Origin of the sequence: Synechocystis sp. PCC 7509 (assembly GCF_000332075.2) — a bacterium.
GTDB lineage: Bacteria > Cyanobacteriota > Cyanobacteriia > Cyanobacteriales > Chroococcidiopsidaceae > Aliterella.
The window spans coordinates 3,271,341-3,294,020 of sequence record NZ_ALVU02000001.1 but is presented as its reverse complement, the minus strand read 5'-3'; the positions used below and the strand labels follow the sequence as shown (position 1 = coordinate 3,294,020).

Below are 22,680 nucleotides of genomic sequence, written 5' to 3'. Positions count from 1 at the left end.
ATGTACCTACCAGCTACTGATTGTCAAATTAAAGCCCAAATTCCTCTGGCTACCTTAACCTCCTTTCGAGTGGGAGGCCCGGCGGAGTGGTACACCGCACCGCGTAATTTAGAACAATTGAAAGCTAGTTTTGAATACGCCGAAGCGCGAGACTTAAAAGTTACCATGCTGGGAGCAGGATCTAACTTACTTATAAGCGATCGCGGTATTCCTGGATTAGTAATTAGCACTCGTCATTTGCGCCATAGTGAATTTAATCCCCACACCGGTACTGTTACCGTTGCCGCCGGAGAGCCTCTACCGCGCCTTGCTTGGCAAGCCGCCGAAAGAGGTTGGCAAGGATTGGAATGGGCGGTAGGAATTCCCGGAAGCATTGGCGGAGCGGTAGTAATGAATGCGGGCGCTCATAAAAGCTGCATCGCCGATATGTTAGTTAATGCTCAAGTGCTTTTACCGTCAGGGAAAATAGAGACACTAAGTTTAGAGGAACTAAATTACACTTATCGTACTTCTTCACTGCAAGGAAGCGATCGCACTGTTACGCAAGCTACTTTACAACTTCAACCTGGCTTTGACTCCAGTTTAGTTATGGCGACTACTAGCCAACACCTAGAGCAGCGAAAAACCAGCCAACCGTATCATTTACCCAGTTGTGGTAGCGTATTTCGTAACCCCTTACCTTATACGGCAGGTTGGCTAATTGAGCAAAGCGGACTTAAAGGCTACCAAGTCGGCGCAGCCCAAATAGCCCAACGCCATGCCAATTTTATTCTTAATTGCGGCGGTGCTAAAGCTAACGATATTTTTAGCCTGATTTATCACGTACAGCAACAAGTACAACAAAATTGGTCAATTTGGCTGCATCCAGAAGTAAGAATGTTGGGAGAATTTCAACCAATTGGTCAATAGCGCTAGTAACTTCCACTGCCCATCTATAATTTAATGGAACTAAAATAAAATTATTAAGCGGTCAATATCATGACAAAAGGACAAGGGTTTGGTTTTGGGTTGGGTAAAATGAAGGAATTAGCTGATGCTTTTAAAAAAGCCCAGCAAGTTCAAGAGAATGCCAAAACCCTGCAAATAGAATTAGAGCAGATGGAAATACCCGGCGAAGCTGGTGGTGGTTTAGTTAAAGTTGTTTTAAGCGGCAATCAAGAACCGAGACGAGTAGAAATTTCTCCTGAAGCTGTCGCCGAGGGAGCCGACGTACTTTCCGATCTTGTAACCGCAGCTATGAAGGATGCTTATAATAAATCTACTGCTGTAATGCGCGATCGCATGGAAGAATTAACCAGTGGTTTAGAATTACCAGGAATGTAAATAGGTGTGAGTGCGGCGCTAGTTTAATAGTAGTGCCAGCACTCAATCTAATCAATACTTATGACGTACAAACTTTTATTTGTCTGTTTGGGTAATATTTGCCGATCGCCTACGGCGGAAAATATTATGAATCAGTTGATCGAACAGGCAGATTTGGGAAATAGGATTTCTTGCGATTCGGCGGGTACAGCAAGTTATCATGTTGGCAATCCACCCGATCGCCGGATGAATGCCGCCGCCGCTACTAAACTAGGTATTGAGCTAGTTGGTCAAGCTCGGCATTTGCAACCGTTGGACTTAAAAGATTTTGATTTAATCCTGGCTATGGATAAGGCTAATTATCAAGACATTTTGGCTCTTGATCCTACAGGTAAGTACAGTCATAAAGTCCATTTAATGTGCGAATATTGCTCCAAATATTCCAATCAAGAAGTTCCAGATCCTTATTATGGTGGTACAGAAGGATTTAATTATGTAATTGATCTACTTGTTGATGCCTGTACTGGGTTGCTGGAAGTAACAAAAAAATAATCGCGTCTCTACTCTACCAAATGATTTTTCATCGCAAAACCCACTAACTCCGCCCGGTTGCTAGTATTAGTTTTTCTCAGCAAACTGCTAACATATTTCTCCACCGTGCGAGGACTTAAATGCAAACTATCACCAATCTCTGCATTAGAAAGCCCGTGAGTGAGCAACAAGACTACCTGCTGTTCCCGCAAAGTTAGGTGTAGGAGTAAATTATCACTTTGGACAAAAGTTGCACTAGAAGGCTGTAAATAGTGGCTAACTTCGGCGATCGGGGATGCACGATATTCAGATTGCAGTATTTGATTTCGCTGTAAAAGATTGTGAATTGCTGCGCCTAATTCTTTTAACTCAAAAGGCTTGGGTAAATAGATATCGCAACCAGACTTATAGCCTTGGATGCGTTCTTCAGTTTTGTTTCTACTGCTCAAAAATATCACTGGTAGCAGACGAAATACTGGATGCTGGCGGACTTTTCTTACCAGTTCATAACCATTTAGCCGGGGCATAATAATGTCTGTCACCATCAGATGGGGATGATAAGCTTCTACCATCTCTAGCGCTGTTTGACCGTCTACAGCCATAATAACGCTATAACCATGTATTTCAAGGTAATCGCCGATCGCTAGACGAGTCCCTAAATCATCATCAGCAATTAGGATCGTCAAAGGCATGATAAAAAATTAACGTAATATAACTAAAGTAACTGGAACTAAAACAATCAATTAGCTGCGATCTATAAATATGCTTGACTCATTATCACAACATCTAACGAATAAATAGTTATAAGTAAACAAACTGAAAAATTATCCTCGGCTAAGGCAGAGGTATTTGACCTTCAGCTATTTTCTATTAGAATAAACGACTATCAAAAACTCTACTTGTACCTTTAAATAGACAATTAGGTAAATTTTTTGATTAAGATGGATAAACCCCTTCCTATCTCTAGATCGAAAACATTGAAGCGGCAATGAGTGTACATGAGCGAAAAGAGCGAAAGCAGTTACAAAGTAGTTAGCGATAATCGTCAAGCCCGTTATCAGTATGAAATTCTCGAAACTTATGAAGCAGGGCTTCAGCTAGTCGGAACTGAAGTAAAATCTATTCGAGAAGGTAAAGCCAACCTCCAGGATGGCTATGCTTTAATTCGTGCAGGTGAAGCATGGCTAATCAATGTGCATATTTCTCCTTATACAGGTAGCGGGAGTTATTTTAACCACGAACCCCGCCGCAACCGCAAATTACTGCTTCATCGCCAAGAAATTCGCAAGTTAATTGGCAAGGTAGAACAGCAAGGATTAACGTTAGTAGCTTTGAAAATGTACCTAAAAAAAGGTTTAGTCAAAGTCAGTATTGGGCTTTGTAAGGGTAAAAAATTGCATGACAAACGGGAAGATTTAAAACGCCGTCAAGATCGGCGAGACATAGAAAGAGCAATGAAAAATTATTAAACCTCTTTGGCGTTGTATCTCTTTAGTAAGACTATGTAATGCCCCAAGGTTATAGCGGAAGGTTGATTTTAACAGCGAGTAAAACCGATAGTTTAGTAGTGACTCGTAATCAAAAATAGGAATAACCTGCTATGAAATGTTCTAACCTATCGAATCTTATTGGTGCTAGTGCTATTGGTTTAAGCCTAGCAGTTCTACCTCTATCTCTCCCAGTTTCTGCTCAAACAGAAACCGCTCCCGGAACAACTACAGCCCCCGATACCACAACTACCGCACCAATTGATGGTACTAATAATGTTGAGCAAGGCGATCGCGATTTCGATTGGGGGTGGTTAGGCTTAATTGGTTTAGCTGGTTTAGCTGGTTTATCTGGTAAAAAAGAAACTGTTACTGCTTACCGCGATCCTGATGTAGTCAGTACAACCCCAGGTTATAGAGAGTAAAATCTATCTGCTTGTTTTAGGTGGCAATAATTGCATGATGCCATTTTGTAAGAAGCGCTTTAATTACCGTTAAGTTTTCAATTCTTTGTCTCAAGTCGTGCTTATCTACTCCTCACAAATATCAAAACATAAGTAAAGTCTCAGAGCATATCTGAGGCTTTATTTGTATTAAATTTAACAATTTTTGCACTATTTGATTTTGTCAATCCTTATTCTGAGGGAGGAAAATTTTATTAAGTTTGGGCGATGATGAAAAATAAAAATAACAGCAAAAGTAAATGATCGCTAACCAACACGAAAAGGGCTGGGAAATAATATACCATCGCGCCCATGCTTTACTAGCGGCGGAAATAGCTGGACATTGGCATTCTAAAGATAGACCACAACGGATTATTGAAACTGTAGCGGCTATTTCTCATCACGACGATTTAGAGCGCGAATGGGAAGGAAAAAACCTGACCCCCGCAGGTACACCTTTAGATTTTATGCTTGATAAAGAAACTGACTTAAAAAAGCTCAAAGAGCAAACAGTCAATTCTCGCTATCGGGGAAGATGGGTAGCAATGCTAATTTCGATGCACACAAGCTTTCTCAATGAAGGTAAACGGGGAGAATCGCCGGAACTCGATAGTTTTTTAGATGAGCAACTAGCAAATCAAGCTAAATGGCGCAAAGAATTAAAAGTTACCAAAGAAGAAGCAGAAAAAGCCTATGCTTTTTTTCAATGGTGCGATCGCTTTTCCTTAATTCTTTGCAATCGTGAACTACCCGCCGGAGAACGAGCTTTAGAAATTAGTAAGGGGCCCGACGGCAAGCGGTATGATGTGATGGAAACAAGCGAGGGTAATGTCTGCGTCAAACCTTGGCCTTTTGAACAAGAAAAGTTTACCGTCTCTGTGGAAGCGTGTTATTTAGACCAAGTACAGTTTACTGATAGCGCCGAACTTACTACAGCGTTGCAGAATGCGCCGATTAAATTGTTGGAGTGGACGCTAGTTAAGCAATAATTACTACCAAATTTGTTCGAGATTGAGGATAAAACCGGGTAAAACTGTTTCTCCTGATAAGGTTTTAGGGGAAACAATTATTTGTACTTCTCTATGGGCGCGATAGATTTCTACTTGCTGATTTTTAAAATCTATCAACCAACCTAGTTGAGTACCGTTATCTCGGTATTCATGCATTTTAGTTTGCAGGCGTTTTAAACAGTTAGTATCAGAACAAAATTCCACTATAAAGTCAGGACATACAGGCGCAAAGATTTCTTTTTGCTCTTGAGTTAACGCATCCCATCGGCGGCGCTGCAACCAAGACGCATTCGGACTTCTCACCGCTCCATTTGGTAAGGTAAAACCAGTACAAGAACCGAAAGCAATTCCTAAATTTTCTTTTTGATTCCACATCCCAAGTTGACAAGTTAAATTAGCGTTTCGGTTGCTAGTCAAACCTCCAACCAAAGGCATCAATATCAAACTTCCATCAGCATTACGTTCAAATAGGATCAGTTCGTTTTGCTGACATAGCTGAAAAAATTGCTCGTCTGTCAGGTTAATAATTGGAGCAAAATTTATAGTTAAGGCATCCATTATGTAATTTCAGATATAAATTGACTTTTTTTAAATAATTTTAAGAATTTTTTGAATTATGTTGGCTACATTTTGTACTAATGTCTGCGCATCCGTAAGTATAATTTGCTCTTTAGGAGACTTAAATATATTTCCAGCTTGGGATTCAGGATAAAGAAGTTTATTTCTTATATTCTCTAAAGCCACAATCATCTGTGAAATATCTGTTAAATCTGTTGAATTTATTTGATTTTTAAAATTGTTTCTGCATAGAGTTAAGAAATTACTCAACTTTTCTTTATGTTTTCTAGAGGGGTTCTGTCCAGAATCAACTATTACGGCTGAACAGAGACACTCAAAAGCATGATATGCCATAAAAGCTATAACTTCTTCAACATTTATGCCTTTAACTATGTGCTGTTCTGCACTAAAGATGTATCGTTGAGCTAATTCTTTATATATCTCTTTTTCTGTCATACACTATCACATAGTTTTGAATTTTTTTTGTATAACTACGAGATTTTTCTAAAAATAGCTCGTGGCTAATTGTTGTAATAATTGGTAAAATTAAAAATTCTAAATAAAAATCTGCAAAGATTTTTGAAACTTCCCAAATAATCGGAAAGTCTCTATCGAAGTTCCCTAAAACCAATACGTTAATAGAGTCCTGGGGCTTTGTCAAAACGAGAGTATTATTGTAACCTTGGCGCTGATAATTTTTATAAAAGTTTTCTACAAGAATAAAATCAACAGATTTTAGTTCTTCAAGGTTGGTTATGTTCTGTCGGAGGCTATCAGAAATTAACTTGTAAGCTCCCAGGAAGTCATCAACATCTATTATCGCCACTCGGTTAATAATGGCTGCAACATTATCCTGGTTACTTACTATCTGTTGATTTGTCATGGATTGTCACAATAGAAAGAGTTAAACGTGGAGGCTGTAACATAGCCTCCACGCAAGTTTATAACTCTTATTCTATGCCTTCGATTCGGTCTTCTACTTCTTGGTATAAGTCGCGCAACATCTGCAAGTTGCTTTCGCTAGTTTCCCAATAACCGCGCCCATTTACTTCCAATAAAGTTGAAACTACTTTGCGGAAAGAATGGGGATTGAGGTTCATTAAACGTTGACGCATGGCTTCATCTTGAATAAACGTAGTATTGGTATCTTCGTAAATCCAATTGTCTACCGCTCCCGCCGTTGCACTCCAACCCATTGTGTTTACTAGGCGCTTGGAAAGCTCCCTAACTCCTTCGTAGCCATGATTTAGCATTCCCTCGTACCACTTGGGGTTTAGCAGCTTAGTACGGGCATCTAAACGCACGGTTTCTGATAGGCTGCGGACTTGAGCGTTGGCGGTAGTTGTATCGGCGATAAAGGACGATGGGGTTTTACCGTCAGCGCGTAAACTAGCTACAAGTTTTGTGGGATCGGAGTCGAAATAATGGCTAACATCTGTCAAGCTAATTTCGGAGGAATCGAGATTTTGGAAGGTGACATCAACAGTTTTTAAGGCGGTTTCAAAAATCTGTTGAGATTTATCCATCATTCCCGGATCGTCAGCGCTAAAGGCGTAGGATTTGCGACTAAGGTACATATCTTGTAACTCGGCTTCGCTATCCCAGGTGCTATTTTCTACAGCTAGGTTGACGTTGGAAGAATAAGAACCGGAAGCATTAGAAAATACGCGAGTTGCAGCTTGACGCAGATTAATACCCATTTCTTCGGCTTGAGTTAGTGCGTGTTTGCGGACGAAGTTCATAGATAAAGGTTCATCAGCTTCGGCGGCCATTTTTACGGCTTGATCGAGCAAGTTCATTTGGTTAATAAACAAGTCGCGGAATACACCGGAACAGTTGATAACTACGTCTATGCGGGGTCTTCCTAATTCCTCTAAAGAAATTAGTTCTAGCTTATTAACTCTACCCAACGCATCGGGGACGGGGCGAACTCCTACCATCCACATTACTTGAGCGAGAGATTCGCCGTAGGTTTTAATGTTGTCTGTTCCCCAAAGTACACAGGCGATCGTTTCTGGGTATTGTCCACCATTTTCGAGTTTTTGCCGTTCTAACAATCTATCTACAACGATTTTGGCAGAAAGTACCGCCGCCGTTGTGGGGATAGATTGAGGATCGAGAGCGTGAATATTTTTCCCTGTGGGTAATACATCCGGGTTGCGGATGGGATCGCCTCCTGGGCCAGGTAATACATATTCGCCTTCTAAAGCTTTGAGTAATGCTCCTAATTCGTTATCCGCGCATACTTGGACAAGGCAAAATTCTAGGTACTCAAATAATGGCTTGAGGTCTTGAGAATCTACTTTTGGATAACCTGCTTGATGTAATGCTTCTGTCCAAGGTCCTTTTTTACCCATGTTGAAAAAGTTGAGTTTGGCAACTTTGGCAACTCTACCATCGGCATCAGTTTGAGCTTTTACCAGGGCAGAAACAGCGCTTCTAGTGGCTAGAGTAATGCTTTGCAGCAATTCAACATCTTCTAAAATACCTTGGTCGTTAAGGCGATAAATGTCATTAATGTCTCGCCCGATGCTGGTGGCAATAATGCGCGGTAGGCTTTTGGTTTCTTGTTCGTTGCGATCGAGACTAGCAATATTTACGAGAGTTGCGATCGCTTCTTCCGCACTTGGTGGCTTCCCAATCACGTGCAAACCACAAGGTAATAGCCGCGACTCTATCTCCATCAACCGTCTATAAACCATCCCTACAATATTATCTCGCTCCTCGGCGGACATATCTTTAGCATCGGTTTCTGGTAAGGCGATATCTTTGTCTAAATTCACCAATCGGCACTTGTCCATAATGGTGTTGACAATGGGAATCCCTCTACCACTGCCTTTGAGGGTTTGGTAAGACGCAATTAGTTCGCTGAGTTCTTTTAAACCTTTGTACAATCCGGCATTTTCCGCAGGTGGGGTTAAATAGCTGATAGTTTCAGCATAACCGCGTCGTTTAGCGATCGTGGCTTCGCTAGGATTATTAGCGGCGTAGTAATAAAGGTTGGGAATTGAACCAATTAAATTATCTGGGTAACAGTCCCCCGACATTCCCATTTGCTTACCAGGCATAAATTCTAATGAACCGTGCGTACCAAAATGCAATACTGCGTCAGCTTTCCAGATTTGCTCTAAATAGGTATAGTAAGCGGCAAAACCATGATGAGGACTCGCCGAGCGGGAAAATAACAACCGCATGGGATCGCCTTCGTAGCCAAAGGTAGGTTGTACGCCAATAAATACATTGCCGAATTGTTTGCCATAAATTAGCAAATTTTGTCCGTCGCTGTTGAGATGTCCAGGAGGCGCTCCCCAGTTTTCTTCCAAGCGATGAGAGTAGGGGGTTAATTCCTCGTACTCTGGTACAGACATTTTGTAAGCAATATTTAATTCGGGGCTATTGTACTGCGCTTGAGCATCGTGGATAACTTCCTGCATCAAGGCTGAGGCGGATTCGGGCAATTCTGGCAAGTCGTAACCGTTGCGCTTAAGAGCTTGCATGACTTCGTAGATTGAGCCAAATACATCTAAATAAGCCGCCGTCCCCACATTGCCTTTATCGGGAGGGAAACTAAAAACGGTGATAGCAACTCTTTTTTGTAATTTTGGCTGACGGCGTAAGTTTGCCCACTTCATCGCCCGTTTTACTACTGTTTCAATTCGATCTTGCAATGCGATCGCTTTTCCCGTATTTGCATCGCGTCCTGATAAAATTATCGGCTCAATTGCTCCATCTAATTCAGGAATCGCAATTTGCAATGCTACTTGAATTGGGTGCAATCCCAAATCGCTATCTTGCCATTCTTGGGTTGTTTGAAAAACTAAAGGCAATGCCACCATATAAGGGCGATTCAAGCGTTTTAGCGTTTCAATGGCTTTAGGGTGATCTTGTCTTGCGGGGCCACCTACTAAGGCAAATCCGGTTAGCGATATGACTACATCAACTAAACAATTGCCTTCTTGACCCTTGCTATCCCAAAAATAAGCCTCCACAGGTTTAGAAAAGTCCAACCCGCCAGCAAAAACGGGAATTACTTTCGCTCCCATTGCTTCAAATTCCTGGATCATTGCCACATAATGGGCATCGTCCCCCGTTACTAGGTGGGTACGTTGCAATACTAAGCCCACACAAGGCGCTAGAGGGTCTTTTAAGTCGGCATTAACATCTTTACGGCTGTTGTACCAGTTGAGGTATTCTTTGACATCTTCAAACATCCGCGTTGCCAAGGGATGCCAGATCCCCATGTCGGGATAAGTTACCGGATCTTGGTACTTTAATGCGGCTTTAGATGCGCCAGGAAAAATATATTTATCTGTCAGCATCAGTAGAAAATTCTCTAAGTTTTCTGAAGATCCCCCCAGCCAGTATTGAAAACTCAGCATGAAATTACGGGCATCTTGGGCTTTTTCTATGGGCAAATACTTCAGCACTTTAGGCAGAGTTTGCAATAGTTTGAGCATTCCATCTTGAAAGGACGCGCCCGATTTTTCTTTACGATTGCGCATAAATTGCGCGATCGCACTTTTTGATTGTCCTAGCTGCGCCATCGAGAAGCTACCCATTTTATTTAGGCGCATTACTTGAGGCATAGAAGGGAAAACCACTGCTACATCTAGGTTATCGCGGTGAGGTTCTACGGCGGCTACGACTTTATCAGCTAAGTCTTCAATGAAAATTAGCGAACCAATAAATACATTGGCTGTAGCAATATCCTTTTTAAATTCTTCGTAGTTTTCGTTAGATCGCAGTTCTTCAATCAAGTAGCCAGAAATTTCAATCGCAATCGATGGGTGTTTGTCATTAATTGACCGCACCGCCTGCGATAGGGCGCTTTGATACTGGGACTCTAACACGACATAGACCACTTTAATGAGCGATCGCCCCTGTAGATTGTCGGGCGCGATATGTCGGATGGTGGACTTGACGTGAGTGAACATAGACTAAATCTCCTGTGATGTGGGATCTATTGCCCCTAGGATTTAAAAACGCTATTAACTGATAACTTCTAAGTTATTTTTTATCAAAAAATGCTTACCAATGGGGGGTTAAGCGCTTTTATGACACAATTTGTATTAATATACCGCAACAATTCTTTGTATTACTTGACAAAAAAAGTAGTAGTAACTCAACCATTTATGACAAAAGCAACACATTTTGATGTTTTGATTCTTGCCAATGGGCCAGGAGAAGTCACAACCTGGGTGCGTCCGGTGGTTCGGGCTTTGCGATCGCAATTAGGTAGCCACGACAAAACCCGGATTTCGATAGTTTTATCGCCTTGTCCCCACGCAACGGGCAAAGAAGCGGAGATTTGCCGCAGTTATGAGGAAGTAGACAGAGTACAAGAAGCTAAGGATTTTTGGCAGTTTTTATTGTGGGGAAAAACGGCGGAAGCTTGGGAATTTTGCGATCGCGGTGTCGTACTGTTTTTAGGTGGCGATAGCTTTTTTTCCGTAGTGATTGGCAAACGCTTAGGTTATAAAACGGTAGTATATGCCGAGTGGGAAACTCGCTGGCATCGCTGGATTGACCGTTTTGGAGTTATGCAAGCCCAAGCTATTAATCCTAAATTTGCCCATAAATCTACAGTAGTCGGGGATTTGATGCTAGAGGCAGCACAGGAACAACCAGCAAGCGACATTAAAACAGAACTAATCGGTATATTACCAGGCTCAAAGGCGGCAAAACTAGGGCAAGGCGTGCCTTTAATGTTAGCGATCGCCGAACTTGTGGCGGCGGCTCGTCCGCAAACTCGTTTTGTGATTCCTGTAGCTCCCACCGTTGACTTAGAAACTTTAGCCAAGTTTGCCAATCCCAAATTTAATCCAGTAATTGAGCGCCTAGGAGGAGTTAGTGCAATTATTGTCTCCAATCCTCTCAAATTAAAAACTGCTGGTGGCTTAGAGGTCGATTTGTGGCTGAAGTCGCCAGCTTACGATGTTTTGTCTCAATGTCGTATGTGTTTGACTACCGTAGGCGCGAATACGGCAGAACTTGGGGCTTTAGCTGTACCAATGATTATATTACTGCCAACGCAACAATTAGACGCGATGCGTTCTTGGGATGGAATTCCGGGCTTATTGGCAAATTTGCCGATAGTCGGTACAAGTATGGCAAAACTTATCAATTGGTTAATCTTACATTTACCCAGACGTTTGTATGCTTGGCCCAATATTTGGGCAAAATCTGAGGTAGTACCAGAACTTGTAGGTAATTTGCAACCAACCGAAGTAGCGGCGATGGTACTGGAGTATTTAGAGCATCCTGAAAAACTCCAGAAAATAAGCGACATCTTGCGGAGTATACGCGGCGAATCTGGAGCGGCTCGAAAGTTAGCGGTTTTAGTTAAAGCTGAATTAGGGTAATAGGTAATAATTTCAATGACCAATTCCCTTTATTTGGAAGATTGTCCATCTCTGCGCCCTAGCTCATAAACACCACAACCCATACAGGCAATGACTCCCATGCTAATCGCCCAACTACCTCCTAAGCCTAATTCCACGCCGTAGTTACACAGTGCGCCCAAACCTAAAAATGGCAAAATACTAAAAATTGACGCATAAAAAGCATTTTGTGCTTCTCTGGCTTTGCGAGTGCGTTCAAATTCTTTTTCGTTGATATATAAACTGCGCTCGGCAAAGTTAAACCAGCGTTGCAATTGCCAAATCAACCAGTCGCTAAAGGGTGAAAAGCCTAAATATAATGCCAATGACCACAAACTCGCCCCGGCGATCGCACTAGCATTTATATCGAACCTAAAAGGAAAAATATCTTCGAGCATATACTAGGTTAAGCGATCGTTAAATTTACAAACACTGCTTAAAAAATTTTAACGATAAACCAGCCTATTCACAAAACCAATTACTTATCAAATTTTCTGTCAAGACTGTGCTTTAGGCTACCTAATTTTTTCTGGCTTTGCTTGACAATGCTCCAGCATAAGGTAAGATATATCGTTTACTAACTTTAGGAAAAATAATACCTTTGCTCAAGATTGTTATTGAATTAAGTAAAAATATTAACTATTTAGTTTTTCTACTTAATAACCTTGGCAATTGGAGCAATTACTACTTTTAAGGGCGATCGCTTATCATAGTTTCCAAAAATTGAGTTTTATTTGTAGCTGTTCCTAAAAAAAATTAGCGCGGGCAACTGCATCTAAAACTTTTACTACTCAGTTATCATTGCCACAATAGTTGCGATCGCAATTGGAAAAATGCCAAGATCGCTTAACTTATATCGGTGTTTGTATTTTTTGTTGAGGAGTGTCAAGTATGAACCAACTATCTAAACCCCATTACCCATTTTTGAATGCCCGTTGTTTGCAAAGTTTGCTATTAGTTTTTATAAGTATAATTACTGTACCAGCTTTTGTATCTGGGCAACAAAGTGTTAAAGCCTTAGAGACAGATGAACAACAAGTAGCTAGTAGAAATACATGGCGTGGTGCGTCCTTTCCGGTGGAAAATTTTCGCGGTTATACTTCAGCTTTTGGCTATCGTCGCTCGGCGACCGGAGGCTCTAATTGGGAATTTCACGGCGGTTTAGATTTGGCTGCACCCCAAGGGAGTTATATTCGCAGTTGGTGGGCGGGAAAAGTGGTAAAAGTTGCTGATCGCAATGCTTGTGGAACCCATATAATTATCCAATCGGGGCAGTGGGAACATAAATATTGCCACATGAAAGGTCATGTGGCAACGGCGGGAGGCGATCGCTATTTAGTCGATCGTGAAGGTGGGGTACAAATTCGCGAAGGTCAGCAGCTAGGCGCAGGTACTAGAATTGGACGTGTAGGCATGACTGGACGTACCACAGGCCCTCACTTACACTGGGGGCTTAAATATGCCAGTAATTATGTAGACCCGGCTTTGGTTTTAAGAGCTATGTATGCCCAACAACCAACCAATGTTCAACAGACTGCCGTTAGCCAGCAACAGCTAGTCAACAGCAAAGTTTCAGAGTTTTAAATTGTTGTAGAGACGTTGCGGTGCAACGTCTCTATTCTCTATTTTTTAGCAAGCGATAGTTTTTGCTCTGTTGGCTGGGCAAATTGAGTCACAATTTGCCGGAAAACTTCGCCATCTATTGTCTCAAGTTCAATTAGCTGCTCTACCAATAAATCCATCAGCGCGCGATTTTCTTGCAGAATTTCTACAGCCTGAACGTAGCACTTGCCAACGATTTCTCTAACTTGAGCATCAATCTTGCTAGAAATTTCCTCCGAAGAGTCCGACTTCTTTCCTAAATCTCGACCTAAAAATACGTCGCTATTTTGTTCTTCTAATAAAACTAATCCTAAATCGGTCATCCCAAATTTAGTCACCATTTGCCGCGCTATATTGGTCAATTGTTGAATATCTTGACCCGCGCCAGTGGTAATTTCTCCTCTACCAAATACAACTTCTTCGGCGGCTCTACCTCCCAAGGTCGCTGTAATTCTAGCTAAAATCTCCGCTTTAGAGTTTAAACCCTGTTCTTCATCAGGAGTAAACCAAGTCAAGCCTTTTGCTTGTCCGCGTGGAATTAGCGTCACTTTCTGCAAAGGATCGTGGTCTTTGAGCTTAGTGGCAATTAAGGCGTGTCCGACTTCGTGATAAGCAATCAAGCGCTTGCTCTTGCTATCAACTAAAGGCGTACCTTCCATTCCCGCTACAACCCTATCTACAGCATTGTCGATTTCTAGCACCGTAATGGCATCTTTCCGTCGTCTGGCGGTGAGAATTGCCGCTTCATTAAGTAAATTGGCTAAGTCGGCCCCAGTGAAGCCTGGAGTGCGTCTAGCAACTTCTTCTATTGATACAGAGGGATCGACTTTTTTGTTTCGAGCATGGACTTGTAATATTTCCAATCGCCCTTTTAAGTCGGGAGTATCTACCGTTACTTGGCGATCAAAACGTCCTGGACGCAATAAGGCAATATCTAAAACATCGGGGCGGTTGGTAGCGGCAATAATAATAATGCCTGTATTTGCCTCAAATCCGTCCATTTCTGTAAGTAGCTGGTTAAGGGTTTGCTCTCTTTCGTCGTTTCCCCCACCAATCCCCGTCCCTCTTTGTCTCCCGACTGCGTCGATTTCATCGATGAAAATTAGACAAGGAGCGTTTTCTTTGGCTTTCTTAAACAAGTCGCGGACGCGGGAAGCACCAACCCCCACAAACATTTCCACAAATTCGGAGCCAGAGATGCTAAAAAATGGAACTCCCGCTTCGCCAGAAATCGCTTTAGCTAGTAAGGTTTTACCTGTTCCCGGCGCTCCAATTAGCAACACTCCTTTAGGAATTTTTGCCCCAATAGCTGTAAATCGTTCAGGTTGTTTGAGAAAAGTAACTACTTCTTCTAATTCTTCTTTAGCTTCATCAATCCCGGCGACATCACTAAAAGTTATTCCGGTTTTTGCTTCCATCTGAAAGCGGGCTTTTGATTTGCCGAAGTTCATGGCTTGGCTACCCGCGTTGGCGGAGCGGCGCAAAAATAGCAACATGATGGCAACTAATGGCACAATCCACAGCAAGTTAAGTAAAAACCACATCGCGGCTCTACTATTAGCGGAAGAATTAACTTCTAGTTCAATATTTTTGTTGCTACGAATTTTTTTAATTAACTCCGGATTTTGGTCAAAAATTTTGACTTCCTGTAAAGGCTCGTCGGGCTTTTGTCCTCGAAGTTTGACTTTGGCAATTGGTTGCTCTGGATCTAGCTCTACCCTTGTAACTTCGCCGCTATCAATTTTTTCTAACAAGTCGCCATAGGATAAAGCTTCAGTTTCTGACTTTTGGGCATTAGCCGGAAATGTGCCTATTAGCATTGACTGCACTATTAGCAGCGAAAAAGCCGCTAATCTGCCTAGACGTTGCTTTGCTGTACCAATATTTTTTTTTGCTAACCTTTTTACTGGTTGCTGATTTATCAATGCTTTTTCCCGGTAATTACTCATATTTGATTGCCCTTTGTCTGTTAACGAATAACCATCATTGGTGCTGTTGACTCAATAATTAAGTCAATTTCTAAATATACCTATACTCAAATCTAGTCTAACTTTCCTCCCTCAACTACTGCTTGAGCTTGGCGCTAAAAACTATCGATATATGCTTTGCCAAAATCTAGGTAAAACTGTTAAACTATTATATGTAGTCGTTACGACTATGAGTTATTAAAAATTCTTTGTACCCACGCAACTAAAGTTGGGTTAAAACCACTATGGTCAAGATTGTTGGTATTGGCGGAAGTTTACGGGCTGATTCTTACAGTCAAATTGTCTTGGCTCTAGCCGCAAAGCGCGCCGAAGCCTTGGGAGCAGAAGTAGAAATATTAGACTTAAGGAAAATGAATTTACCGTTTTGCGATGGGGGAGAGGAGTATCCAGACTACCCCGACGTGGAGAAACTGCAAAAGGCGGTAAAAACAGCCGATGGTTTAATTTTAGCCACACCAGAGTATCACGGCAGCGTTAGCGGCGTACTTAAAAATGCGCTTGACTTAATGAGTTTTGAGCAGTTAGATGGCAAAGTTGCAGGATTAATTAGCGTCTTAGGCGGTCAAGCTAATAGTAATGCGCTCAATGACTTACGAGTAATTTTGCGTTGGGTACACGCTTGGGTAATTCCTGAACAAATTGCTATTGCTCAAGCTTGGAAAGCTTTTTCACCAGAAGGCAAAATTTTGGACGAGCAAGTAGCCCAACGCTTCGATAAGTTTGCTCAAAGTTTGGTTGATAATACCCGAAAGTTGAGGGGTAACGGGTAATGGTAAATTGGGAATTGGTGATAAGTTCAATTCCCAATTCCTAACTTTAATGATGGTGGTGATGACCGTCGTGGTCATGGTGGTGATGACCGCTCTTGGGAGCTACAGCCCTTTGGGAATTGACCGCCACTGCTTGCTCTGAGAGTAATTCGGCAATGTGGGGATCGGCCCAAGAAGCCGCCATTTCTACAAATTCCGTGCGATCGTTTACACAAGGCATTTGGATGTAATTTACTTCCGAATGTTTGCGCTGTAAGGCATGAATAATGTGGTCTACATCAAGCAACGTTTCGTGATTTTCCGTTGCAAAACCAATGGGCATAAACACGATCGCTTTTGCCCCCAAATCAATTAAATTATTGGCAGCGACAAAGGCGTTGGGCTGCGTCCAGTCAATTAAGGGTGTATCGTGGTTGAGCCAGCCTACAGAAATTAACGCATAACGGTTGATAAGTTCATCTCTAACGCGATCGTAGAGTGCTTGACTTTCAACAATTCCCGAAGTGAAGCCTTTAGCTTTATGCGGACAACCATGATTCATTAGCACGATGCCAATTTGGGAAGGCAAATAAGCCGCCGCTAAATCTGTAGCTATTTTTTCCTCAACCATTTGTGCCATTAACTTAATGTAGGCATTTTCGTTGTAAAAAGAAGGAATATAACGCTGTCCTTTTACCCAGTGTTCGCCTTCATCAGCTAACTTGGTTAAAGCTAAGTTGACTTGCTCGACGGCAATCCCGCTTGTAAAAATTGAATCTACAACTAAAAGCGGATAAATTAGCAGCTTGTCAAATCCTTGCGCTTTAATTTCCTCTAACACTTGTTCGGGAAGGAAAGGAGCGCAAAAGTTGAAGGCTTTGAATACTTGAATTTGATTGCCCCATTTCTGTTGCAGACACTTTTCTATGCCTGCACGCTGCTGTTCAAAAATCGCATTGTGAGGCGAGACAAAATGATCGTGCTGGTGATCCCATTCATGGCGATCGAACAAGGCTAATAGCTTTGCAAGCGGCGGATAAATCCACGTTGGCACGGGAGCAAACTTAGCTGTAAGTAGATTTAAGGCTTGTTCGTTGTAGTTGGCAAAATCTTCGTAGCTTTCAACTTCACCATAACCCATAAGCAATACGGCAACTCGGTCTTTGCCAGTTGTTGCGGGCATAGTTGAATGATATTTTTCAGGGGTCGCTACCACTATAAAGATCCTCTGCTAGATAAATTTTAGATTGTTGAGCTAAATAGTCAATTCTTCATTCATTAGGTTAACATCCCCTACCGGGGGATTGTTTAAGTAGCTAGGAGTTTTAAGCAATGTCTATATTTGTTTAAGGTGCGAGTCTAACAGCGTCGCGCCCTTCCTGTTTGGCTTTGTAGAGCGCTGCATCGGCTTCGCGAATCACATCTTGTCCACTCATCCCATGTTCGGGAAAACTTGCTACCCCTAAAGAAAGGGTGATTTGACCTAAAGGTTCATGACGATACTTGAGATTTAAGTGTTTGATACCTTCTCTTAATTGCTCTGCTCGCTTACTGGTAATTTCTAAAGAGCCTTCCGGTAAAATTAAGATAAATTCTTCTCCTCCATAACGACAAGCAATATCTGAGCCGCGAACGTATTTTTGGAGAAAATCCCCTAGTTCTTTGAGTACGCTGTCTCCAGCTTCATGACCAAAGGTATCGTTAAAGCGCTTAAAGTGGTCAACGTCAAGCATGATAATTCCTAGGGGTTGGTGTTTGCGATCGCATCTGAAAATTTCTCGGTCTAAAGATTCCTCCATATAACGGCGATTATATAAGCCTGTGAGCGGATCGCGAATACTTTGATTTTCTAATTTTTCTCGCAGTTTGATATTTGCTAACGCCAAGGAAATATGTTCGGCGACGGTGACTGCTAACTGTTGTTTAGCTTCAATTGCCGTTCCCGACTCTAGGGAGCTTAGATAAAGCATTCCCAACGCCTCTCCTTGGGCAATCATTGGTACGCATAGAGAGGCTGTAGGCAGGGGATGAGTTAGATGTTGACACTGCAAGCTGCCGTGTAACGTGCCAGCAAAATGCAATCGCCCCCGCCGCAATGCCCAGCAATCGTTGGGTGTAAAAAATGTATTGCTAGTCATGGGCAAATCGCCCCAATTTACTACAGCTTCAACTACATTTTTGGAGGAATTGATTAAAAAGATGCCGCCGGGAACATCAGGAAACATCAACTTTAAAAAAGTAGAAATTGCTGTATAAGCTTCTTCAATAGTGCGGCAAGCTTGGAGAACATCGCTAATTTCGCTCAGTAGAGTGATTTCATGATTGCGCTGTTCTAGTTCTTTTATCGAGCGATTGAGACGCTCGTTTGTCTGCTGAAGCTCGGCTTCGGTTTGGGTGCGATGAGTGATGTCGCGAAAAATGCTTTGAGTTGCAACGGGTTTGCCATCCACAAATTTACAACTAGCGCTGCCTTCCACTAAGATATTTTTGCCATCTTTAGTTACAAATTCTGCTTGCACCGCTCCTAGAGTTTCTCCATTTATCAGGCGACCAAACAACTCTTGACAATGGGCTTGATAGTCAAGAGAAATAATGTCAAACAATGAAATATGATTAATCTCCGCTTCGCTGTAGCCTAGAGCTTCGCGCCAAGCCCGATTTACATAAATAAAATGCCCATCTAAAGCGACGCTTTGAATCAAGTCGCTGGCGGTTTCAAATAAATCGTGATAGCGCCCTTGACTTTCTTGTAAAGCCATGGATGCTTCAGCGCTTTCTGTGATGTCGTTACCACTAGCTAGTACATACTCAATTGCGCCAGTTTGGTCATGCAGTTGACTATTTGACCAGGCAATCAAACGGCGATCGCCATTGCGGGTTAGCCAGTGAGTTTCGTAGCTATTGACACTAATCGATTGGATGTTTTGGATAGTGTTTTTTACCCTGCTTACTTCCTCAGACGGTAAAAATAGATCCCATAAATATTTGCCTCTAACCTCATCGCTGTAATAACCAGATATCTGTTCGGCGGCGCGGTTGAAGCGGACAATTTTACCTTCAGCGCTGCAAACTATTACTAAAGAGGCGATCGTGTCCAAAATCGTAAAAGTAAAGTCTCGCTCTTGCTCTAAATCGATTTCTACTTTGTGGCGTTCGTTAATTTCTCGTTCAATAAAATAATAAACAATCGCCAACACCAAAAAGTTGAGGGCGATACCCGTGGCAAATACAACTCCAAAGTTGTAGGTATTGGCTTGAACTGAGCGCGAAGCTCTTGTTAATAATTGAGTTTCCGCCGCTTCCATTTCTTGAATTGTTGCGTCGAGCCGATCGGAAATATATTTACCTTGCTCGGTTCTTAACGATTGCGCCGCCGCGTCAAAGCCTTGTTTGCGGAGATTAACAGCGTTTTCTACTTCTGTTAGTTTTTGATCGATTAGCCGATCGAGCAGTGCTAAACGTTTTTGTTGGTCGGGGTTGTTGGCAACTTGCGCTCTTAATTGTGTAACTTCTTGCTTTACCGATACTTTAACGCTGTAGTATGGCTCCAAATATTTTAGCTGCGGGCTATTGATGTAGCGATGTTTGGCGATCGCTACTTTTTGCATTTTTAAATTTATATCTTCCAAATTGTCAATTATTTTATAGCGTTCTATCAGTTTTTGGGTATTATTCACCGTATTGTTGAGGCTATCGTGGGCAATAAATCCACCAGCAGCTAGAATGGCGGAGGCGAGTCCCAGTCCTACTATGACTCTGCGGAAAAATGATTTGCTTTCTTGGTGTCGTTGTTGCGACTTAAAAGCTGTTTTTGTCAATGCCGCTAGGTCGCTGCGTAGTTCAATTAGCTTGACAACTTGACGTGCTAAGGCTTTGAGCGATTCAATTTGTTGGGGTTGCAGTTCCCTAGGTACATAGTCGAGGGTGGCGAGCGAACCCAAAGCGTAGTTTTGGGATGTAATTAACGGTACGCCCGCGTAAAAGCGAATAAAAGGATCAGCAGTTACTAGCGGATTATGGGCAAAACGTTCATCTTTTAGAGTATCAGGAACAATAAATACTTCTTGTCCCAAAATTGTATAAGCACAAAAAGCTTGTTCGCGGGATGTTTCCTCGATCTCTAAGCCAACTTTGGATTTGAACCACTGACGATTGGCATCGACAATACTAATTATGGCTGTAGGAGTACCGCAAATAGAAGCAGCCAAACGGGTAATATCGTCGTAGGCTTTTTCTGTTGGAGTATCAATAATTTGATATTGGCATAGGTTTTTTAGCCTTGCGTCTTCATTTTTAGGTACTGGCGGTGTAATTTTATTTTTCATTATTTACCAATCACCAACTTAGAAAGTTTACTTCCCGTACCTTTGGCTGACGACCTTCTTATCTTTGGCTACCTAAATCTGGCGATCGCAGTTTGCCATCCTGTGATTATGGCTACGATGGCAGTTTACATATTTTCTATCTTAGTTATAGATTGTTTTCTGTATAAGGACAAAAGCTGCTAAAACTTACATTCCATTACTGATTTTAAGATTTTATTTAGATTTTCATTATGAATATTTTTCTCTGTCCTGGATTTCACTTGCCTCAATTAACACAATGCTTTTTGCAAGAATTGCTATTATCTGCCCAAGCTCCCTCTAACTTACTAGCAAATACACGTAGCTTTTCAGTACAAAGTTATACAGTTTTATCAGCATTACACATAACACACGATTTGGTCAAAAATTACGGACAACCGCCACAAACCGCACCCATATTACTTATAGGCTTTAGTGCCGGAGTAATTGGAGCGCTCGGTGCGGCTTGGGGATGGGAGCTAAGGGGAGGAAAAGTTAAAGCAGTGATTGCTATTGATGGTTGGGGTGTGCCATTGGTGGGTAATTTTCCTATCCACACACTCAGTCACGATTATTTTACCCACAAAACATCAATAAATTTAAGTTGCCAGGAAGATAGTTTTTATGCCGATCCGGGGATAGAGCATTTGCAAATGTGGCGATCGCCTTCTACGGTAAAGGGATGGGTAGTTAGCCCCCATCGCCCTTTGGTGCGATCGTACCTGAGCGAGGCGGAATTTATTTTGATGCTATTGAAGCGCTACCAAGAAATTGAGTAGATTGGGAGCAATACTTAAATTTTATTAGATATTTTATGTTTCCCGTAGAAGAACCAACCGCAAAGCAAGTTGGGTTTCGCGCTTTGCTCAAAAACCGTTCCTTTCTAGCGTTATGGTTTGGACAATTACTTTCTCAAATAGCAGATAAAATTCTTTTAACTCTACTGATTGCGCTCTTAGCAGTTTATCCCACGGCAACGGGAACAGAAAACTCTATGCGCTCAATTTTACTACTAACTTTTACTTTGCCAGCAATTTTATTTGGCTCGGCGGCGGGAATTTTTGTAGATAGATTGGGAAAAAAGTTAATACTTGTCGTTTCCAACTTGATTCGAGCGCTTTTAATATTTGCTATTCCGGTTTTACCCAAAGAATTTGTTGTTTTATTACTAATAACATTTATTGTTTCTACGGTTACGCAATTTTTTGCGCCCGCCGAACAAGCCGCGATCCCGTTACTAATCCCCCGCGAGAACTTGTTAGCCGCCAATGCTCTATTTACTACAACAATGATGGGGGCGTTTATTGTTGGCTTTGCGATCGGAGAACCAGTTTTAAGTCTGAGCCAAACCTGGGGAGGAGATCAAGGACAAGAGTTGTTGGTGGGTGGTTTGTATGTTTTGGCGGCAATGATGTTACAAACCGTTGTTTTAAAAGAAACCATAACTAATGCTGGCGGCATCATGGTGAATCCTTGGCAAGAAATCAAAGCTGGCTTTAGATATCTCAAGCAAAACCGCCTAGTTTGGAATGCAATGTTGCAACTGACAACTTTGTACTGTGTAATTGCGGCGCTGATTGTGCTGACTTTTAGTTTGGCTCCGCAAATTGGCTTGCAATCAGAGAAGCAATACGGCTTTTTGTTGGCGGCGGCAGGAGTGGGAATAGTATTAGGCGCAGGAATTTTGGGTCATTGGGGCGATGTCTTTCATCATAAGCCCTTGCCTTTAGTTGGTTTTTTGACAATGGCGTTTGCTTTGGCTGTTTTTAGCTTTGTTAGCAATTTGTGGCTGGGTTTGGGGCTGAGTGCTTTGTTGGGAGTAGGTGGGGCAATGGTAGGCGTACCAATGCAAACGTTGATTCAAAGAGAAACTCCTTCGGATATGCACGGTAAGGTGTTTGGATTTCAAAATAATTTGGTGAATATCGCCTTGAGTGCGCCTTTAGCAATTACCGGCCCGATTACCGATGCAGTTAGCAACGCTGTAGGGTCGCAAACTTTGGGTTTAAAGATCGTGTTGGTGGGAATGAGTGCGATCGTTTGTACTGTAGGTATATGGGCTTGGAACAGCACTCGGCGCGTGCTGCGTAATGTAATCTAATCTTGACAAGAATTGCTAATAAAGTCAGATTTTCAATTAAAATGAATCTTTGAATACAAAAAATCCTAACTATTAAATTAGCTATTGCGTGAGGTTTATTCAGTGCGTTCACGAAATATCCCCGCCGGGGAATCGCCTCTTAAAAATAATTCTCTAACTTCAGAACTCGTAAGCATAGAAAGAGCG

General features: G+C 42.0%; 20 protein-coding genes. 11 read left to right on the top strand and 9 right to left on the bottom strand.

Features of this window, described 5'->3' with window-relative positions:
• The 3 genes from murB (at position 1) to SYN7509_RS0216495 (ending at position 1,854) form a co-directional block, all read left to right on the top strand.
• Positions 1-909: a UDP-N-acetylmuramate dehydrogenase gene (murB, locus tag SYN7509_RS0216505; protein WP_009632286.1), complete on the top strand. Its 909-nt coding sequence runs from the start codon at positions 1-3 to the stop codon at positions 907-909.
• Positions 910-978: 69 nt separating this feature from the next.
• Positions 979-1,323 (top strand): YbaB/EbfC family nucleoid-associated protein, encoded by a 345-nt coding sequence (locus SYN7509_RS0216500; protein WP_009632287.1) that lies wholly within the window; start codon positions 979-981, stop codon positions 1,321-1,323.
• 60 nt (positions 1,324-1,383) lie between these two features.
• Positions 1,384-1,854, top strand: coding sequence for a low molecular weight protein-tyrosine-phosphatase (locus tag SYN7509_RS0216495; RefSeq protein ID WP_009632288.1), 471 nt, complete (start codon positions 1,384-1,386; stop codon positions 1,852-1,854).
• A gap of 8 nt (positions 1,855-1,862) precedes the next feature.
• Here the strand turns inward: SYN7509_RS0216495 and SYN7509_RS0216490 are convergent, their stop codons facing one another.
• Positions 1,863-2,525, bottom strand: coding sequence for a response regulator transcription factor (locus tag SYN7509_RS0216490; RefSeq protein ID WP_009632289.1), 663 nt, complete (start codon positions 2,523-2,525; stop codon positions 1,863-1,865).
• Positions 2,526-2,831: 306 nt separating this feature from the next.
• Here SYN7509_RS0216490 and smpB point away from each other — a divergent pair, with 306 nt between their 5' ends.
• From smpB to SYN7509_RS0216475, 3 genes are all read left to right on the top strand, one after another.
• Positions 2,832-3,302: an SsrA-binding protein SmpB gene (smpB, locus tag SYN7509_RS0216485; RefSeq protein WP_009632290.1), complete on the top strand. Its 471-nt coding sequence runs from the start codon at positions 2,832-2,834 to the stop codon at positions 3,300-3,302.
• A 131-nt stretch (positions 3,303-3,433) separates the two neighbouring features.
• The gene (locus SYN7509_RS0216480; protein WP_009632291.1) at positions 3,434-3,745 is read left to right on the top strand and encodes a WGxxGxxG family protein; all 312 of its coding nucleotides are present in this window, start codon (positions 3,434-3,436) and stop codon (positions 3,743-3,745) included.
• 278 nt (positions 3,746-4,023) lie between these two features.
• A complete protein-coding gene (locus SYN7509_RS0216475; RefSeq protein ID WP_009632292.1) occupies positions 4,024-4,752 on the top strand; it encodes a DUF3891 family protein in 729 nt (242 codons plus the stop codon).
• Positions 4,753-4,755: 3 nt separating this feature from the next.
• Here SYN7509_RS0216475 and SYN7509_RS0216470 read toward each other — a convergent pair whose 3' ends face one another.
• The 4 genes from SYN7509_RS0216470 to SYN7509_RS0216455 form a co-directional block, all read right to left on the bottom strand.
• Positions 4,756-5,331, bottom strand: a complete 576-nt coding sequence (locus tag SYN7509_RS0216470; RefSeq protein ID WP_009632293.1) for a Uma2 family endonuclease — start codon at positions 5,329-5,331, stop codon at positions 4,756-4,758.
• Between the two features lie 30 nt (positions 5,332-5,361).
• Entirely contained in the window at positions 5,362-5,787 is a 426-nt protein-coding gene (locus SYN7509_RS0216465) for a hypothetical protein (RefSeq protein ID WP_009632294.1), read from the bottom strand.
• Positions 5,765-6,214: a hypothetical protein gene (locus SYN7509_RS0216460; protein WP_009632295.1), complete on the bottom strand. Its 450-nt coding sequence runs from the start codon at positions 6,212-6,214 to the stop codon at positions 5,765-5,767. The genes SYN7509_RS0216465 and SYN7509_RS0216460 overlap by 23 nt, the downstream gene beginning before the upstream one ends.
• Positions 6,215-6,281: 67 nt before the next feature.
• Positions 6,282-10,265, bottom strand: coding sequence for a magnesium chelatase subunit H (locus SYN7509_RS0216455; RefSeq protein WP_009632296.1), 3,984 nt, complete (start codon positions 10,263-10,265; stop codon positions 6,282-6,284).
• A gap of 198 nt (positions 10,266-10,463) precedes the next feature.
• Here SYN7509_RS0216455 and SYN7509_RS0216450 point away from each other — a divergent pair, with 198 nt between their 5' ends.
• The gene (locus SYN7509_RS0216450) at positions 10,464-11,693 is read left to right on the top strand and encodes a glycosyltransferase family protein (RefSeq protein ID WP_028954382.1); all 1,230 of its coding nucleotides are present in this window, start codon (positions 10,464-10,466) and stop codon (positions 11,691-11,693) included.
• A 29-nt stretch (positions 11,694-11,722) separates the two neighbouring features.
• On the opposite strand, the gene SYN7509_RS0216445 is transcribed toward SYN7509_RS0216450, so the two are convergent.
• Positions 11,723-12,109: a hypothetical protein gene (locus SYN7509_RS0216445; RefSeq protein WP_009632298.1), complete on the bottom strand. Its 387-nt coding sequence runs from the start codon at positions 12,107-12,109 to the stop codon at positions 11,723-11,725.
• A gap of 493 nt (positions 12,110-12,602) precedes the next feature.
• Here SYN7509_RS0216445 and SYN7509_RS0216440 point away from each other — a divergent pair, with 493 nt between their 5' ends.
• Positions 12,603-13,295, top strand: a complete 693-nt coding sequence (locus tag SYN7509_RS0216440; RefSeq protein WP_009632299.1) for a M23 family metallopeptidase — start codon at positions 12,603-12,605, stop codon at positions 13,293-13,295.
• A gap of 38 nt (positions 13,296-13,333) precedes the next feature.
• Here the strand turns inward: SYN7509_RS0216440 and ftsH are convergent, their stop codons facing one another.
• Positions 13,334-15,133, bottom strand: coding sequence for an ATP-dependent zinc metalloprotease FtsH (ftsH, locus tag SYN7509_RS0216435; protein ID WP_202807344.1), 1,800 nt, complete (start codon positions 15,131-15,133; stop codon positions 13,334-13,336).
• Between the two features lie 392 nt (positions 15,134-15,525).
• Between ftsH and SYN7509_RS0216430 the strand changes: the two genes are divergently transcribed.
• Complete coding sequence (locus SYN7509_RS0216430) at positions 15,526-16,071, top strand: NADPH-dependent FMN reductase (RefSeq protein WP_009632301.1); 546 nt, start codon at positions 15,526-15,528, stop codon at positions 16,069-16,071.
• A 46-nt stretch (positions 16,072-16,117) separates the two neighbouring features.
• Here SYN7509_RS0216430 and SYN7509_RS0216425 read toward each other — a convergent pair whose 3' ends face one another.
• Entirely contained in the window at positions 16,118-17,233 is a 1,116-nt protein-coding gene (locus SYN7509_RS0216425; protein ID WP_148298014.1) for a ferrochelatase, read from the bottom strand.
• A 163-nt stretch (positions 17,234-17,396) separates the two neighbouring features.
• Positions 17,397-20,375: a diguanylate cyclase gene (locus tag SYN7509_RS27740; protein WP_009632303.1), complete on the bottom strand. Its 2,979-nt coding sequence runs from the start codon at positions 20,373-20,375 to the stop codon at positions 17,397-17,399.
• A gap of 230 nt (positions 20,376-20,605) precedes the next feature.
• Here SYN7509_RS27740 and SYN7509_RS0216415 point away from each other — a divergent pair, with 230 nt between their 5' ends.
• Complete coding sequence (locus SYN7509_RS0216415; protein ID WP_009632304.1) at positions 20,606-21,172, top strand: hypothetical protein; 567 nt, start codon at positions 20,606-20,608, stop codon at positions 21,170-21,172.
• A 35-nt stretch (positions 21,173-21,207) separates the two neighbouring features.
• Positions 21,208-22,494: an MFS transporter gene (locus SYN7509_RS0216410; protein WP_009632305.1), complete on the top strand. Its 1,287-nt coding sequence runs from the start codon at positions 21,208-21,210 to the stop codon at positions 22,492-22,494.
• The last annotated feature ends 186 nt before the right edge of the window (positions 22,495-22,680 follow it).

What these genes read in the sequence shown, in the direction of transcription:
- murB (WP_009632286.1), top strand. Translation starts at nt 1, where the DNA reads ATGTACCTACCAGCTACTGATTGTCAAATTAAAGCCCAAATTCCTCTG.
- SYN7509_RS0216500 (WP_009632287.1), top strand. Translation starts at nt 979, where the DNA reads ATGACAAAAGGACAAGGGTTTGGTTTTGGGTTGGGTAAAATGAAGGAA.
- SYN7509_RS0216495 (WP_009632288.1), top strand. Translation starts at nt 1,384, where the DNA reads ATGACGTACAAACTTTTATTTGTCTGTTTGGGTAATATTTGCCGATCG.
- SYN7509_RS0216490 (WP_009632289.1), bottom strand. Translation starts at nt 2,525, where the DNA reads ATGCCTTTGACGATCCTAATTGCTGATGATGATTTAGGGACTCGTCTA.
- smpB (WP_009632290.1), top strand. Translation starts at nt 2,832, where the DNA reads ATGAGCGAAAAGAGCGAAAGCAGTTACAAAGTAGTTAGCGATAATCGT.
- SYN7509_RS0216480 (WP_009632291.1), top strand. Translation starts at nt 3,434, where the DNA reads ATGAAATGTTCTAACCTATCGAATCTTATTGGTGCTAGTGCTATTGGT.
- SYN7509_RS0216475 (WP_009632292.1), top strand. Translation starts at nt 4,024, where the DNA reads ATGATCGCTAACCAACACGAAAAGGGCTGGGAAATAATATACCATCGC.
- SYN7509_RS0216470 (WP_009632293.1), bottom strand. Translation starts at nt 5,331, where the DNA reads ATGGATGCCTTAACTATAAATTTTGCTCCAATTATTAACCTGACAGAC.
- SYN7509_RS0216465 (WP_009632294.1), bottom strand. Translation starts at nt 5,787, where the DNA reads ATGACAGAAAAAGAGATATATAAAGAATTAGCTCAACGATACATCTTT.
- SYN7509_RS0216460 (WP_009632295.1), bottom strand. Translation starts at nt 6,214, where the DNA reads ATGACAAATCAACAGATAGTAAGTAACCAGGATAATGTTGCAGCCATT.
- SYN7509_RS0216455 (WP_009632296.1), bottom strand. Translation starts at nt 10,265, where the DNA reads ATGTTCACTCACGTCAAGTCCACCATCCGACATATCGCGCCCGACAAT.
- SYN7509_RS0216450 (WP_028954382.1), top strand. Translation starts at nt 10,464, where the DNA reads ATGACAAAAGCAACACATTTTGATGTTTTGATTCTTGCCAATGGGCCA.
- SYN7509_RS0216445 (WP_009632298.1), bottom strand. Translation starts at nt 12,109, where the DNA reads ATGCTCGAAGATATTTTTCCTTTTAGGTTCGATATAAATGCTAGTGCG.
- SYN7509_RS0216440 (WP_009632299.1), top strand. Translation starts at nt 12,603, where the DNA reads ATGAACCAACTATCTAAACCCCATTACCCATTTTTGAATGCCCGTTGT.
- ftsH (WP_202807344.1), bottom strand. Translation starts at nt 15,133, where the DNA reads ATGCTAATAGGCACATTTCCGGCTAATGCCCAAAAGTCAGAAACTGAA.
- SYN7509_RS0216430 (WP_009632301.1), top strand. Translation starts at nt 15,526, where the DNA reads ATGGTCAAGATTGTTGGTATTGGCGGAAGTTTACGGGCTGATTCTTAC.
- SYN7509_RS0216425 (WP_148298014.1), bottom strand. Translation starts at nt 17,233, where the DNA reads ATGCCCGCAACAACTGGCAAAGACCGAGTTGCCGTATTGCTTATGGGT.
- SYN7509_RS27740 (WP_009632303.1), bottom strand. Translation starts at nt 20,375, where the DNA reads ATGAAAAATAAAATTACACCGCCAGTACCTAAAAATGAAGACGCAAGG.
- SYN7509_RS0216415 (WP_009632304.1), top strand. Translation starts at nt 20,606, where the DNA reads ATGAATATTTTTCTCTGTCCTGGATTTCACTTGCCTCAATTAACACAA.
- SYN7509_RS0216410 (WP_009632305.1), top strand. Translation starts at nt 21,208, where the DNA reads ATGTTTCCCGTAGAAGAACCAACCGCAAAGCAAGTTGGGTTTCGCGCT.